A 14,162-nucleotide genomic window follows, 5' to 3' on the forward strand; every position below is an offset into this window, starting at 1 on the left:
TGCTTCGGAGCATCGTCCGGCTGCCGCGCGCGCCGGGCCTGCGCCATTGAAGTCCGTTCGTTAGAGAGGAGCATTCGATGCAATACCGCCGTTTTGGCCGCACCGGCCTCAATGTTTCGCGTCTGTGCCTCGGCACCATGACCTTCGGCCTGCAAACCGAAGAGGACGTGTCCCGTCTTATTCTCGACAAGGCCGCCGACGCCGGCATCAACTTCATCGACATCGCCGACGTCTACCCGCTCGGCGGCGGCGAAGCCCTCGCAGGCCGCACCGAGGAAATCGTCGGGCGCTGGCTGGGCCAGGAAAAGGGCCGCCGCGGACGATTCATCGTGGCGACCAAGGCCGTTGGCAAGGTCGGACCCTCGCCGTGGGACCAGGGCGCCTCGCGCAAGCATCTGCTCGACGCCATCGATCACTCGCTGCGGCGCCTGGGCACCGATTACGTCGACCTCTATCAACTGCACTCCGACGACGCCAATACGCCGCTCGACGAAACGCTCGAAGCACTCGACACCATCGTGCGTAGCGGCAAGGCGCGCTATATCGGCGTGTCGAATTTTCTGGCGTACCGGCTCGCACGCGCGCTAGGCCGCGCCGATGTGCTGCGTGTGGCGCGTTTTGTTTCGGTGCAGCCGCGCTACAACTTGTTGTTCCGCCAGATCGAGCGCGAATTGTTGCCGCTGGCGAACGAAGAAGGGCTGGCCGTGATTCCGTATAACCCGCTCGCCGGTGGCCTGCTGACCGGCAAGTATCGGCACGGCAATGCGCCGGGCGAGGGGCGTTTTTCGCAGAGCGTGGGCGTGGCGGGCGCGATGTATCAGGACCGCTATTGGCACGAGCGCGAGTTCGAGACCGTCGAGCAATTGCGCGGCATCGTCGAGCAGGCGGGGCAATCGCTCACGACGGCATCGGTGGCGTGGGTGCTGGCGAATCCGCTGGTGACGTCGGCGCTGATTGGCGCGAGCCGGCCCGAGCAACTGGATGCGTCGATTGCGGCTGCGGATCTTGAGCTTGATCCGGAGTTGAAGGCGAAGCTCGATGAAGCGAGTGTGGGGTATCGGATGGGGGATGCGGCGCGGTAAAGGGAACCGCGAGCCGACGAAGCGGAAATCGAAAAGGCCACGCAATTTCGCATGGCCTTTCAGCGGTTCGGGAAGGCATGCTTAGCGATAGTCCAAAGTGCTATCGACCTTGGTTATTTTCCATGCGCCTGCAATTTTGCGCATGAACACCACAACACTCGTTTGGTTTTTCGAGCCGAAGGTGACTGGTAGAACCGCGACCTCCCCGAGCATGACAACCTGGTGGGGCGTGATGTGGCTCAACCAGTCTTGATCGTCTTCATCCTGTACCTTCAGGAAATAATCGACATCTTCCGGCAACCGGTTATGCCGATAGTCGTCACGTAGCCTGGTGACGGTATCCTTTGAGACGAAGTCGAAAATGCCGTTTTTCAGCAGCGGAAAACTCAAATCCGCGCCCGTTCTCAGATACCACGTATAGAACGCGCGCGCCCGGACATCGGGCGTGTTTTGATCTTCTGATGCGAAGGCGTTGTGGCCGAAGAGGCGGGCGCACAGAGCAATCATCGAAAGGAAGCGCTTCATATGTTTTTCAGTTATGCCGGTAGATCTTGTACGGCGGTTGTGCCGCCCGATACGCGGGGCCGGGATAAAAACCTTGCGGCCCTGGTTGTTGTCTGAAGTCGGAAATCCAGATGTGTCCGTTAAAGATCGCCATGTGTCCGTAGGGGTGGCCCGTGATGCTTTGTATCACGACAACATCGCCCCTCATAGGTGTGCCGACAACCTGGAAGAATCCTGCCGCCTGAAGGTTAGGGCCATAGTTATTCGCGGCTTCAGTATGAGCGACACTTACGCCACCCCATTCGATTGCGCGTCGAACGTACTTGGCGCACCGGCCTGTGCTGGCGGGTTCAGCGTGATTGAACGCGTAGTTTGCTGCTCCAATTGCATCGTATGCCATATGATTCATTCCTTTGGAATCGTTGGGGCGAAATTTTTTTAGCAGATTTCCAAAGGCTGATATCGAGCAAGTTAGAAATGAATTGTTCGTCGTCAATCTGGCGATAAATAATGCCCTGAAAAACCGGGATGCTGCACGTCTGACCATAGGTAGGTCAAAACCGGGTTCAATGAGGCGAGCGATGATTAATCGCACAAGCGACGTGGCGCGGCAATCTGACTTGGACAGGATAACGAATTAAATTTAAAGGACAAAAAGGGCGGCGCCACGCGCCCGCCCTTCATCCTCCGTTACGAACGCAGCGACCTCACGGCACCAGCACCTGACGCCCAACCACCTTGCCTTGCGCGAGCGCTTCGAGCGCCTCGTTCACCTCGCCCAGCGGCCGGCGCGTCACCGACGACGGCTGCATTTTCCCCTCACGCATCAACGTCACGAGTTCGCGCAGTTCGGGCAGCGTGCCCACATAACTGCCTTCGATCTTGAGCGGGCGCATCGGGATGATCGGCAGCGAGAGCGTGATGTCGCCGCCCATCAAGCCGACCACCACCACGTGACCGCCGCGTGCGCACGCATCGAGCGCGAGCTTCACGGTCGGCGTCGCGCCGACTAGATCGAGCACGGCGCGCGCGCCGCCGCCCGTCGCTTCGGCGATCTGCTTGACTGCGTCGTCGGCGCGCGCATCGATAGCCGCGAGCGCGCCGGCCTTGAGCGCCGCTTCGCGCTTGGCGGCATCGACGTCCACGACAATCGCGCCTTTCGCGCCGAGCGCCTTGAGCACTTCGATCGCCATCATGCCAAGCCCGCCCGCGCCGATAATTACCACGGGGTCCTGATGAATGCGCTCGCCGAACTTCTTCACCGCCGAATAGGTCGTGACGCCCGCGCAGGCGAGCGGCGCGGCCTTCACCGGATCGAGGCCGCCGAGATCGACCAGGTAGCGAGGATGCGGCACGATCACGTAGTCGGCAAACCCACCGTCGCGCATCACGCCGAGCGATTGCGGCTTGGTGCAGATATTTTCTTCGCCGCGCAGGCAGGCCGCGCATTGACCGCAGCCGATCCACGGATGCACGACGGCAACCGTGCCGGTTTTCACGTCACCGGCCGCGGGACCCGCCGCGACGATTTCGCCGCAGATTTCATGGCTCAGCGTGAGCGGCAGCTTGATGCCGCGATCGGAGAGCGAGAGTTTCTTGCCGCCGCCCAGATCGTAGTAGCCCTCCCAGATATGCAGGTCGGAATGGCATAGGCCAGCCGCCTGCACGCGCACGAGCACTTCGGTGCCCTGAGGCTGCGGCGTGTCGCGCTGAACGAGTTCGAGAGGCTGGCCGTGATGGGTCACGCAATAACAACGCATCTGCATTGATGTCTCCGTGGTGTTGTCTGGATCGGACTGCCGGTGTCGATTCTTTCGCATCATAACGCGCTTGACCAAAAAAATCGTCCGGTCGTTCGCTTTTCATGAGGGCATAGCTGTTACGCATGACCCGTCACGCCAGGGTCACGGTGCGGTCACGAAAAATGCGGGTCGCGTACCATGTGGCCGACCATCCTTCGAGAGAGCTTCGATGTCGACAAGGAAAACCGGGCGCCCATGAAAAGCCTCATCGACGCGCTGGGCGTGCTGATCGGCGGAATAGGCCTGTTTCTGCTCGGCATCACCATGATGACCAACGGCCTGAAGCTGGCCGCCGGTCCCGCGCTGGAACTGATCCTGCGCCGCGCGACGCGCACGCCGGCGGCGGGACTCGCCTCGGGCGTGCTGGTCACGGCGCTAGTGCAGTCCTCGACCGCCGTGACGATGGCCGTGATCGGCTTCGTCAACGCCGGCTTGCTCGACCTGGGCGGCGCGCTCTGGGTGCTGTTCGGCGCGAATCTCGGCATGACCACCACGGGCTGGATCGTCTCGCTGCTCGGTCTAAAGATGAAGATCGATGCGCTCGCACTGCCGCTCGTGGGCGTCGGCATTGCCTTGCGTCTGACCGGCGTGGGGCAGCGACGCGGCGCACTCGGCGATGCGCTCGCGGGCTTCGGCATCCTGTTTCTCGGTATCGCCACGTTGCAGGGCGCGTTCACCGACCTCGTCGCGCAATTTCAGTTGCCGCAAGGCGAGGGCTTTGTGACCGTGCTGCTCCAGGTGCTAGCGGGCCTCGTGGTGACGCTGCTCGTGCAGTCGTCGTCGGCGACCATGACCATCACGCTCGCCGCCGCGCAAGGCGGCATGCTGACCACCCAGGGCGGTGCGGCGGTCATCATCGGTGCGAACATCGGCACGACGGCCACGGCGCTGCTGGCGGCGATTGGCGCCACGCCCAATGCGCGCCGCGCCGCTGTTGCGCAGGTCATCTTCAACGTGGTGACGGCGCTCGTGGCCATCGCGTTGCTGCCGTGGTTGCTCGGCTTCATCGCGCGCGTGGGCGACTGGCTGCATTTGCCGCACGATCCGGCGATTTCGCTCGCGCTCTTTCACACGACCTTCAACGTGCTCGGCCTCATCATCATGGTGCCGCTCGCGGGCGTGCTCACGCGCTGGCTGTTGCGGCGCTTTCGCGAACGCGAGGGCGACGAGGGCGCGCCGCAGTTCCTCGACGATACGGTGGCCGTGGTGCCCGAGCTCGCCGTCGATGCCTTGCGTCACGAAGTACAGCGCATCGGCGCCATCGTGCGGCGCATGGTGCGCATGACGCTCGCGGGCGCCGACGCAAAGGCGCTCGCTCATGAGCAGGGTGCGACTACGCGCTTGTTCAACGCGGCACAAAAGTTCGCACAACGGATGAATCGCGCGGAAATGGTGCCCGCAACGGCTGCGAATATCGCCGATGGACTGCGCGAATTGCACTACTACGAAAGCGCGACGGAGCAGGCCTTGCAGGCTGCGGCGCTGGCGGGCGTACTGCCCGATGCGCCCATTGCCGAAGCCTATGCGCTCTTCGAGCGGCGCGCGCTGGCGCTACTCGATGCCATCGAGTCGAATCATCGTGTGAATGACGGCGAGCGCGTGTCGGGTGACGATAGCGCCCTCATCGAAAGCCTCTCGCAGTCGATGGAAGCGGCCTATGGTGCGTTGAAGGCGCAACTGCTCAACGCAGGCGCGGCAGGTTCGCTCCCTATCTCGTCGATGGAAGAATTGTTGCGACGGCAAAGCGCCTTGCGGCGCGCGTTGCAACAGGTGGCGAAGGCGCATTCGCGCGCGCTCACGTTCGCGGATTAAGGGCGCATACTGAATCACACAATGAAATCACGCAACGAAGTCGTATCGAAAGCCTGCGAAAAGTGCCTGAAATCAGGGCTCGATAGTGTCGCATTCGTTGCATAGCTAACGATAACCGGTTATTCTCTCGCCATGTTCGATCAGTGTCTTTACTTCAACACCTCGGCGCTCGCACGCCGACTGGAACGCGAGTGGTCCGAAGCATTCGAACCCTTCGATCTCACGCCGCCGCAGGGCTTCATGTTGCGCGCGGTGCTGGAGCGGCCAGGCTCGCTGCAACGCGAACTGGCCGATCTGCTGTCCATTGCGCGGCCAACGGCCACGCGTGTGCTCGACGGACTTGAGTCGCGCGGCTATCTCGAACGCCATCGCACCGAAGGCGACCAGCGCGAAGTGGCGATCGTGCCCACGGCGCAGGCCCTGGCGATTCGCGAAGCGCTCAATCACGCCAGTGCGCAGGTCGCGGGCCGCATCAAGCGCTCGCTGGGCGGCGAGGCTTTCGTCGATACCGTGAGCCGGCTGCGTACGGTGCGTGCAACGCTTGGCTAGGTCTGGGCACCCCTGTACTGGAGTTTTTATCATGCGTCGCATGGGCGCCTTTTTCATTTCCACCTGGCTCGCAGCGGCCATGCTTTATCTCGGCCGGCATTCGGTGCCGATGATGGCGTTGAGCGGCGTTGTCGTGTTCGCAGGATTCGATCTCTTCCGTCCCTGAGCGGTTGCACAAAATGACGATTCATCGGCATGCGATGGTGCACGCATGCGGCGCGTCCCGTTAGACTTCACGCTTCGCCCACTGCCGGCCCGTGCGAAGCGGGCACGCCGATGACCGACGATCTGCTCCCCGTCATGACCGATACCCCCGCGCTGCATCGCGACGCGGCACAACGCGCGCGCGAGCAGGGCGATGAACTGGCGGCGCTCGCCCATCTGATCGCCGCGGAGGCGCTCGATGCGCACCCATCGCAGGAAGGCGTCGAGCGCCTGTGCATGGTGGCGACCGGCTACTTCATGAAGGGCGATCACGCGGCCGCGCAACGCTGGTATGAGCTTGCGCTCAATCTCGACGCGGGCCAGGCGAGCGCATGGCAGAACCTCGCGGCGATTCATGCGAAGGCTGGCCGGGAGAGCGCAGCCGTGCGCTGTCGCGACCATGCCTATGCGTTGCAGCGTGTCTACGTGGAATCGTCGGGTCAGCCCGCGCGCCGCGTTCTGCTGCTCTGCGCGGGGCGCTCGTCGGGCAATGTGCCGTTCGATCTGCTGGTGCCGTTGCCGCATAACGCGCGCATCAAATACGCGATCGACTACGCCACGCAAGCCGAAGACGCGGCACTGCCCGCATTCGATTGCGCTTTCAACGCGATCGGCGACCCCGATATCGCGGCGCCTTTGCAAGCCCGCGTCACGCAATTCGCACAAGCGTGCGCGCGTCCGTTTCTCAACGCGCCCGAACGTGTTGCGGCCACGCGGCGCGACCGCCTGCCCGCGCTGCTCGATGGTTTGCGCGACGTGCATACCGCAGCCTGTATCCGCATCGACCTGCCACAAGCCGATATCGCGCAGGCCCACGCACAGATCGCGAGTGCGGGCCTGAGCGTGCCGCTGCTCGTGCGTCCCGTGGCGACGCACGGCGGCGAAGGGCTCGTGCGTTGCGATACGCCCGCGGAACTCGATGCGGCGCTCGCCGCCCAGGCGGGGCCGTTCTACGTGAGCGCGTTTCGCGACACGCGCGACGCCGACGGCGCGTGCCGCAAGTATCGCGTTGCGTTCGTCGATCGCAAGCCCTATCCGTACCACCTGGCGATCTCGCCGCACTGGATGGTCCATTATTTTTCGGCGGGCATGGAAGGCGTGCGCTGGAAGCTCGACGAAGAAGCGCGTTTTCTCGCCGACCCGCAGGCCGCACTCGGCGAAAAGGCGATGGCCGCGATCACTGCACTCGGTCAGCGGCTCGATCTCGACTATGCGGGGGTGGATTTCACGCTGCTGGAGGATGGCAGCGTGTTTGTGTTCGAAGCGAACGCGACGATGCTCGTGCATCGCGAGCGCCCCGACGGCGAACTGGCGCACAAGAACGCCCACGTGCAACGCATCACGGATGCGTTCGAAGTGATGATGCGCGAGCGAACCGCGGCGGCCTGAACACGTCCAGGCCGCCAGTCGGTCCACCCGCGCGGCGTAGCTTCGTTTAAGCCTCTTCAGCCCACGACATGTTTTCGCGTGCGAGCAATGCCGACGATGCCGCCGGGCCGAACGTGCCCGCCGTGTAAGCGCGCGGACGGTCGTTCAGTTCCTTCCAGCCGTCGAGAATCGGCTCGACCCACGTCCATGCGGCTTCGAGTTCGTCGCGGCGCATGAAGTGCGTGAGGCGTCCGCGGATCACGTCGATCAGCAGGCGCTCGTAGGCTTCCGCGCGGCGCTCGGGAATCGCCTGTTGCAGATCGAGATTCAGGCTCACGGGCAGCATGTTCATGCCGCTGCCCGGTTCCTTCGCAAGCATCTGCAACTGGATCGACTCTTCCGGCTGAAGCTGGATCACGAGGCGGTTGCCATAGTTGCGCGGGCCGCTCGGGAAGATCGAGAAGGGCAGGTCCGCGAACTCGATGACGATCTCCGACTGGCGCTTTTGCAGGCGCTTGCCCGTGCGCAGGAAGAACGGCACGTTGGCCCAGCGCCAGTTGTTGATGTGGGCGCGCAGCGCGACGAAGGTTTCGGCCTTGCTGTCGGCCGGAACATTGTCTTCTTCCAGATAGCCCTTCACCGGCTGGCCGTCCACGGCGCCCGCCGCGTACTGGCCGCGCACGGTATCGCGTGCGATATCGGCGAGCGACATCGGGCGCAGCGAGCGCAGCACCTTGAGCTTTTCGTCGCGCACGGCATCCGGGTCGAGCGAGACAGGCGGCTCCATCGCCACGATGCACAGCAGTTGCAGCAGGTGGTTCTGCACCATGTCGCGCAGCGCGCCGGTGTGATCGTAGAAGCCCGCGCGGCTGCCCACGCCCACCGTTTCCGCCACCGTGATCTGCACGCTGCGGATATACGGCGCTTGCCACAGCGGCCCGAAGATCGGGTTGCCGAAGCGCAGCACCATCAGGTTCTGCACCGTTTCCTTGCCGAGGTAATGGTCGATCCGGTAGATCTGCGATTCCGCGAAGTGGCGGCCCACCGACTCGTTGATCTCCACGGCCGAAGCCAGATCGTGACCGAGCGGCTTTTCGAGCACGACGCGCGAACTCGCATCGACGAGGCCCACCGCCGAGAGGTTGTCGCAGATCGTCGTGAACAGTTCCGGCGAGGTCGAGAGATAGAACGCGCGGATCGCATGCTCACGCGAAGCGGTCTTCAGTCGCGCGTAATCCTCGGTCGCGTTGACGTCGATGATGACGTACTGGAACAGGCCCAGATAGCGGTCCCAGGCTTGCGCATCGAAGGCTTTGGCATCGATGAAGGGACGCGACTGCTCTTCCATGAACTTGCGATAGTCGTCGATCGTCCAGTTCTTGCGGCCGACGGCGATGATGCGCGTCTCGGGAGGCAGGTTGCCGTGCAGGTGCGCCATGTAGAGCGCGGGGAGCAGTTTGCGCGCGGCCAGGTCGCCGCCGCCGCCGAAGATGATCATGTCGACGGGCTGGTCGGGCGCGGCTTGGGCAGGCTGTTTCGTCATGGCAGGTCGCTCGGTTGTGGCGATTTGTGGCGCAAGGTTGCGAAGTTCGCACTCGCCGCAAGGGCGGGCGCGGTGAAAGAGGCTAATGTTGCATGGTTTCGCGCGAGTTTGCACGCATGACGAACGAAGTCAGCGTTGGCGTGGGGGCTTGTTGCACGGTTCGAGCACAGAGGACCGATGAATTGAGCGAATCGCTCGCCTTGCGCATGTTGCGCTGCACGCTTCGCGCTGAGCCCTTGAAACGAGGCTTCACGTAATGCACTCAGCCGAGACCGGGTATCGCGAAGCCGAAGGTCTGCGCCAGCAGCAGAGCATTGAGCGCGAGCACGGCGATAGCCCCGACGATGGCAAGCGCAGCCAGCGCTGTGCGATTCCGATACTGCCCCATGACGTCACGGCGGCAGGTGAACCAGACGAGCGCGGCCATCGGGAACGGCAGCGCGAGACTCAACACCACCTGGCTCGCCACCAGTGCTTCAGTGGCGTTCACGCCAAGACCCACCACCACGAAGCTCGGCACCATCGTCACGAGGCGGCGCAGCCAGAGCGGAATCTGAAACCCCACGAAACCTTGCATGATCATCTGGCCCGCGAGCGTGCCGACTACCGAACTCGATATCCCCGAAGCGATCAGCGAGACGAGAAAGATGCCCGCCGCCGCGACGCCGAATAACGGCGCGAGCGTATGCCACGCGGTCTCGATTTCGGCGACGTCGGCGTGGCCCAGGTGGAAGGACGCCGAGGCCATCATCATCATCGCCATGTTGATGAGGCCCGCAAGCGAGAGCGCGACGATCACCTCGACATTCGAGAAGCGCAACAGGCGCGTGCGCTCGAGGTCGTCGCGCGGCTGCACGCGTGCCTGAGTGAGGCCCGAATGCAGGAAAAGCGCATGCGGCATGACGGTCGCGCCGACGATGCCCACCGCGATCGTCACGGCCTGCGCGTCGGGCAGACGCGGCGTGGCCAGGTCGCGCACGACGTCGCGCCACGCGACCGGCGTAATGAACAGCTCCAGCAAATAGCACAGCCCGATCACCGCAACGAGCCCGCCGATTACGAGCTCCAGCGGCCGGAATCCGGCGCGCTCGAACAGCAGCAATCCGTAGGTCACGAGCGCCGTGAGCGCCATGCCCGCGAGCAAGGGCACATGCAGCAGCAGGGCGAGGCCGATTGCGCCGCCGAGAAACTCGGCGAGATCGGTGGCCATCGCCGCAATTTCGCTCACGATCCACATGGCCCAGACGAGCGGTGCGGGCAGGCGTTCGCGGCACAGTTCGGCGAGATTGCGCCCGGTGACGATGCCGAGTTTCGCGGACAGCGCCTGAAACAGCATGGCGACGAGATTCGCAAGCACCACGACCCACAGCAGCGCGTAGCCATAGCGCGCGCCGGCCTGAATGTTGGTCGCGAAATTGCCGGGGTCCACATAGGCCACCGAGACGATCACCGCTGGCCCCGCGAGCGGCAGGAGCAGCGCGGCCCCGCGACGGCGTCCTTCGAGCGCCTCGCGCACCTTGCGCGCCGTGCTGGCGGAGAGTCCGTCGGGCACGTCATCCAGGCGGTCGTCACGCGTGCGATGGTGCATGAACGCCTCGTTCGAGGTTGAGGGGCCGGAACGTGTCGCGACAATGTGGCACGGGGTCGGCACACATGAGAAAAACTCGTCGGAAAACGCCGCGCGCGTCATCGGAATAAGGCTGTCGCGCGTTAAGCAGATGTTCCGCGCGCGCTCTTCGCGGATCGCCTTGCAATCCGCTTCGCTGCCCGGTTTCAGCGAGGTTTCGTCTGGCTTTCGACCGCGTTGCGGCGCACCAGGCTCTATCTCAGCACAAACCGGCCCTGCGCGCGCTCACTCCGGTTATGCACCGGTTCTCCTGCCCATACGAAATGCCAGATTTCCCGAAATTCAGCTTTACCCGGAACCCGAGACGCAGCCTTGCAGCGGCGTTGCTTCTCGGCGGTCTCGCGTGCAGCGCGCTCGCCCAGGCCGACACCAACGACAAGGTCATCGTGCTCGATTCCGGCGAGGCGCAGCTCTCGCTCGTCGACGAGGCGAGCCGCACCGTGGTCGGCACCGAGCCGACCGGCAAGGAGCCGCATCACCTAATGATTACGCCCGACGGCCAGTCGCTGATCGTCGCCGATTCGGTCTCGAACGACCTGATGTTCCTCGATCCGCACACGGGCAAGGTGCAGCGCCGCGTCGAAGGCATCGAAGATCCGTATCAGCTCGGTTTCTCGCCCGATCACAAGTGGTTCGTGACCGCCGGCCTGCGTCTCGATCGCGTGGACGTCTACAGCTACAACGGCCATGACGTCACCATCGCCAAGCGCATTCCGCTCGGCAAGACGCCTAGCCACATCACCTTCTCCTCGGACAGCAAGATTGCGTTCGTGACGCTGCAGGACACCGGCGAAGTGGCCGCGATCGACCTGGCCTCGCAGACCGTGCTGTGGAAGCTGAAGATCGGCAACACGCCCGCGGGTCTGTGGATGACGCCCGGCGACAAGTACCTCCTGATCGGCATGACGGGCGAGGACGACGTGGCCGTGGTGGACTGGCGCAACCGCACGCTGGTCAAGAAAATCCAGACGGGCCGCGGCGCGCACAACTTCCGCAATCTCGACGACGGCAAGCACGTGGTCGTGTCGAATCGCGTGGAAAGCACCATCAGCATTCTCGATTACACGACGCTCACCAAGGTCGGCGACATCACGGGCCTGCGTCCCGGTCCCGACGATATGGAACTTTCCGCCGACAAACGCTATCTGTGGGTTACGTTCCGCTTCGCGCGCCACGTGGGCATCATCGATCTCACGACGCGCCAGCTGATCGACACGATTGCCGTTGGCCGTTCGCCGCACGGCATTTATTTCGCGAACCGTGCGCCCGTGGTGGCGCCGAATCCGGACTGATGACCGGGAGTTTCAATGCTTGACACGCTGCTTTCGCAGGCCGACAACCTGGTTTCCTGGTTGCAGACCCTCGTCTACGTGGACGTGGTGCAGCCGATCTTCTACAAGGTCGGCCTGATGGGCTACGACGAGGACACCTACGACGCGCTCTACTGGGTGATCGTGGGTGTGCTCGAAATCCTGCTGACCTTTGTGTTGCTGCGTCCGCTCGAAGCGTTGCGCCCGCTCGAAGCGTGGGGTGATCGCAAGGCCGTGCGTGCCGACGTCTGGTACACGTGGATTGCCAAGCTCGGGATTCTGAATATCGCGTTCTTCTTCGTGCTCACGCCGCTGTTCAATCATTGGCAGAGCCTGATGGCGATCCACAATATTCCGAACATCGACGTGGACAGTCTGTGGCCCGGTGTGACGGATCGGCCGTACGTGTCGTTCGCGATCTATCTGATCGTGCTCGATTTCGCGGGCTACTGGTATCACCGCTGGCAGCATCGCTTCGGCGTGTGGTGGGAATTGCACGCGGTCCATCACAGCCAGCAGCAGATGTCGCTGTGGTGCGACGATCGCAATCACTTCCTCGACGACGTGATCCAGGCGGCGTTCTTCGCGGGGATCTCGCTGATTATCGGTGTGCCGCCCGCGCAGTTCGTCGTCCTGATCGCCGTGAGCAACTTCCTGCAAGCGGTGCAGCACGTGAACGCACGGCTCGACTATGGCCGCGTGCTGGAGCGCATTCTCGTGAGCCCGGCGTTTCATCGCCGCCATCACGCGATTGGCTACGGCCATGAAGGCACGCGCTATGGCTGCAACTTCGGCGTGCTGTTTTCGTTCTGGGACGTGATGTTCCGTACGGCGTCGTGGAACAAGGCCCATGAGCCGACCGGCATTCGCGACCAACTGGCCGCGCCGGAAGGCCGAGGCGTGAACTACGGCGAGGGCCTCATCGCCCAGCAGTGGCTTGCGCTCGTGCGCATCGCGCGGCGGCTGGCGGGCAAGGGCTATCCGCTCGGCGGGTCGGCGAACTGATCGCACCCGGGCAGGCCACTGGCCTGTCCTGGCAGGGAAACGAGGCGGCGCAATGCCGCCTCGTTTCATTTGGGGCGGCGTTCTTGCACTTTCATGCATCGCTCGCGTCCCGATTCGAGACGTGGCCCCGGATGCGATAATCTTTCTTTGCCCCCAAACATACACCGCGCGTAGAACGCAGCGCCTGGGCCGCCCAACGCGCCTGAGGAGAATATCTTGAGCCGTATCGACAATCCGCAGCACGACCAGGAAGTCGGCGTCGCCGACGCTACCCAGGACACCACCCGTATCGACGACGTGCGCATCGGCGCGGTTCGTCCGCTGATCTCGCCCGCGCTGCTGCTCGACGAACTGCCGGTCCCCCAGGCCACGCAGACGCTGGTGGAAACGAGCCGCGCGCAGATCGCCGACGTGCTCGCGCAGCGCGACGACCGTCTCGTGATTGTGGTCGGTCCGTGCTCGATCCACGACCACGACCAGGCGATCGAATACGCGAAACTGCTCAAGGCAAAGGCCGACGCGCTCAAGGACGATCTGCTGATCGTCATGCGCGTGTACTTCGAGAAGCCGCGCACGACGGTGGGCTGGAAGGGCTATATCAACGACCCGCGTCTCGACGGCAGCTTCCGCATCAATGAGGGCCTGCGCGCCGCGCGCCAGTTGCTGCTCGAAATCGATGCGCTGGGCCTGCCCACCGGCACCGAATTCCTCGATCTGCTGAGTCCGCAATACATCGCCGATCTGGTGTCGTGGGGCGCGATCGGCGCGCGCACGACCGAGAGCCAGAGCCATCGGCAACTGGCCTCGGGGCTGTCGTGCCCGATTGGCTTCAAGAACGGCACGGACGGCGGCGTGCAGGTGGCGGCGGACGCCATCGTCGCGGCGAGCGCGAGCCACGCCTTCATGGGCATGACGAAGATGGGCATGGCCGCGATCTTCGAGACGCGCGGCAACCAGGATTGCCACGTGATCCTGCGCGGCGGCAAGAGCGGGCCGAACTACGACGCGGCCTCGGTGGCGGCGTGCTGTGCGGCGCTGGCGAAGGCGGGGCTGCGCGAGGAAGTCATGATCGACTGCTCGCACGCGAACTCGAACAAGGCGCATCAGCGCCAGATCGACGTGGCGCGCGACATCGGCACGCAACTGGCGGGTGGCGACAAGCGCATCGTCGGCGTGATGATCGAGAGCCATCTGGACGAAGGCCGCCAGGATCTCAAGCCGGGCGTGCCGCTCAAGCGCGGCGTGTCGATCACCGACGCCTGCATCAGCTGGGCGCAGACGGAGCCGGTGCTCGACGGGCTGGCCGAAGCGGTGCGTGCGCGTCGTAAGACGCTCGCAGGGTGAAATAGCGGGCGA

General features: G+C 63.8%; 13 protein-coding genes. 8 read left to right on the forward strand and 5 right to left on the reverse strand.

All coding sequences use genetic code 11. The features are described 5' to 3' along the window. Positions 1–77: 77 nt before the first annotated feature. A complete protein-coding gene (locus U5782_RS00685; protein WP_322041941.1) occupies positions 78–1,082 on the forward strand; it encodes an aldo/keto reductase in 1,005 nt (334 codons plus the stop codon). A gap of 81 nt (positions 1,083–1,163) precedes the next feature. Here the strand turns inward: U5782_RS00685 and U5782_RS00690 are convergent, their stop codons facing one another. The 3 genes from U5782_RS00690 to U5782_RS00700 form a co-directional block, all read right to left on the reverse strand. After that, a complete protein-coding gene (locus tag U5782_RS00690) occupies positions 1,164–1,607 on the reverse strand; it encodes a DUF3828 domain-containing protein (protein WP_322041942.1) in 444 nt (147 codons plus the stop codon). A gap of 7 nt (positions 1,608–1,614) precedes the next feature. Then, positions 1,615–1,986, reverse strand: coding sequence for a CHAP domain-containing protein (locus tag U5782_RS00695; protein ID WP_322041943.1), 372 nt, complete (start codon positions 1,984–1,986; stop codon positions 1,615–1,617). Positions 1,987–2,293: 307 nt separating this feature from the next. Beyond that, positions 2,294–3,346: an alcohol dehydrogenase gene (locus tag U5782_RS00700; RefSeq protein WP_322042509.1), complete on the reverse strand. Its 1,053-nt coding sequence runs from the start codon at positions 3,344–3,346 to the stop codon at positions 2,294–2,296. A 237-nt stretch (positions 3,347–3,583) separates the two neighbouring features. On the opposite strand from U5782_RS00700, the gene U5782_RS00705 reads away from it, so the two are divergent. From U5782_RS00705 to U5782_RS00720, 4 genes are all read left to right on the forward strand, one after another. Then, positions 3,584–5,200, forward strand: coding sequence for a Na/Pi symporter (locus tag U5782_RS00705; protein WP_322041944.1), 1,617 nt, complete (start codon positions 3,584–3,586; stop codon positions 5,198–5,200). 132 nt (positions 5,201–5,332) lie between these two features. After that, entirely contained in the window at positions 5,333–5,749 is a 417-nt protein-coding gene (locus tag U5782_RS00710) for a MarR family winged helix-turn-helix transcriptional regulator (RefSeq protein WP_322041945.1), read from the forward strand. A 31-nt stretch (positions 5,750–5,780) separates the two neighbouring features. Further along, the gene (locus U5782_RS00715) at positions 5,781–5,915 is read left to right on the forward strand and encodes a hypothetical protein (protein WP_322041946.1); all 135 of its coding nucleotides are present in this window, start codon (positions 5,781–5,783) and stop codon (positions 5,913–5,915) included. A 110-nt stretch (positions 5,916–6,025) separates the two neighbouring features. After that, complete coding sequence (locus tag U5782_RS00720) at positions 6,026–7,342, forward strand: hypothetical protein (RefSeq protein WP_322041947.1); 1,317 nt, start codon at positions 6,026–6,028, stop codon at positions 7,340–7,342. Between the two features lie 46 nt (positions 7,343–7,388). Here the strand turns inward: U5782_RS00720 and zwf are convergent, their stop codons facing one another. Both zwf and U5782_RS00730 read right to left on the reverse strand, forming a co-directional pair. Beyond that, the gene (gene zwf / locus U5782_RS00725) at positions 7,389–8,864 is read right to left on the reverse strand and encodes a glucose-6-phosphate dehydrogenase (protein WP_322041948.1); all 1,476 of its coding nucleotides are present in this window, start codon (positions 8,862–8,864) and stop codon (positions 7,389–7,391) included. Positions 8,865–9,126: 262 nt separating this feature from the next. Beyond that, a complete protein-coding gene (locus tag U5782_RS00730) occupies positions 9,127–10,452 on the reverse strand; it encodes an Nramp family divalent metal transporter (RefSeq protein WP_322041949.1) in 1,326 nt (441 codons plus the stop codon). A 302-nt stretch (positions 10,453–10,754) separates the two neighbouring features. Between U5782_RS00730 and U5782_RS00735 the strand changes: the two genes are divergently transcribed. The 3 genes from U5782_RS00735 (at position 10,755) to U5782_RS00745 (ending at position 14,150) form a co-directional block, all read left to right on the forward strand. Next, positions 10,755–11,783, forward strand: coding sequence for a YncE family protein (locus tag U5782_RS00735; protein WP_415914219.1), 1,029 nt, complete (start codon positions 10,755–10,757; stop codon positions 11,781–11,783). Between the two features lie 15 nt (positions 11,784–11,798). Continuing rightward, positions 11,799–12,806, forward strand: a complete 1,008-nt coding sequence (locus tag U5782_RS00740; protein ID WP_322041951.1) for a sterol desaturase family protein — start codon at positions 11,799–11,801, stop codon at positions 12,804–12,806. Positions 12,807–13,022: 216 nt separating this feature from the next. After that, on the forward strand, positions 13,023–14,150 hold the full coding sequence (locus U5782_RS00745) for a 3-deoxy-7-phosphoheptulonate synthase (RefSeq protein WP_322041952.1): 1,128 nt from the start codon (positions 13,023–13,025) through the stop codon (positions 14,148–14,150). Positions 14,151–14,162: the final 12 nt, after the last annotated feature.

This window comes from Paraburkholderia sp. J67, from assembly GCF_905220265.1.
In the GTDB taxonomy this organism is placed as follows: domain Bacteria; phylum Pseudomonadota; class Gammaproteobacteria; order Burkholderiales; family Burkholderiaceae; genus Paraburkholderia.

Coding starts and splice junctions, on each gene's coding strand:
- U5782_RS00720 (WP_322041947.1), top strand. CDS start 6,026: ATGACCGACGATCTGCTCCCCGTCATGACCGATACCCCCGCGCTGCAT.
- U5782_RS00715 (WP_322041946.1), top strand. CDS start 5,781: ATGCGTCGCATGGGCGCCTTTTTCATTTCCACCTGGCTCGCAGCGGCC.
- U5782_RS00695 (WP_322041943.1), bottom strand. CDS start 1,986: ATGGCATACGATGCAATTGGAGCAGCAAACTACGCGTTCAATCACGCT.
- U5782_RS00705 (WP_322041944.1), top strand. CDS start 3,584: ATGAAAAGCCTCATCGACGCGCTGGGCGTGCTGATCGGCGGAATAGGC.
- U5782_RS00690 (WP_322041942.1), bottom strand. CDS start 1,607: ATGAAGCGCTTCCTTTCGATGATTGCTCTGTGCGCCCGCCTCTTCGGC.
- U5782_RS00700 (WP_322042509.1), bottom strand. CDS start 3,346: ATGCGTTGTTATTGCGTGACCCATCACGGCCAGCCTCTCGAACTCGTT.
- U5782_RS00730 (WP_322041949.1), bottom strand. CDS start 10,452: ATGCACCATCGCACGCGTGACGACCGCCTGGATGACGTGCCCGACGGA.
- U5782_RS00710 (WP_322041945.1), top strand. CDS start 5,333: ATGTTCGATCAGTGTCTTTACTTCAACACCTCGGCGCTCGCACGCCGA.
- U5782_RS00735 (WP_415914219.1), top strand. CDS start 10,755: ATGCCAGATTTCCCGAAATTCAGCTTTACCCGGAACCCGAGACGCAGC.
- U5782_RS00685 (WP_322041941.1), top strand. CDS start 78: ATGCAATACCGCCGTTTTGGCCGCACCGGCCTCAATGTTTCGCGTCTG.
- zwf (WP_322041948.1), bottom strand. CDS start 8,864: ATGACGAAACAGCCTGCCCAAGCCGCGCCCGACCAGCCCGTCGACATG.
- U5782_RS00740 (WP_322041951.1), top strand. CDS start 11,799: ATGCTTGACACGCTGCTTTCGCAGGCCGACAACCTGGTTTCCTGGTTG.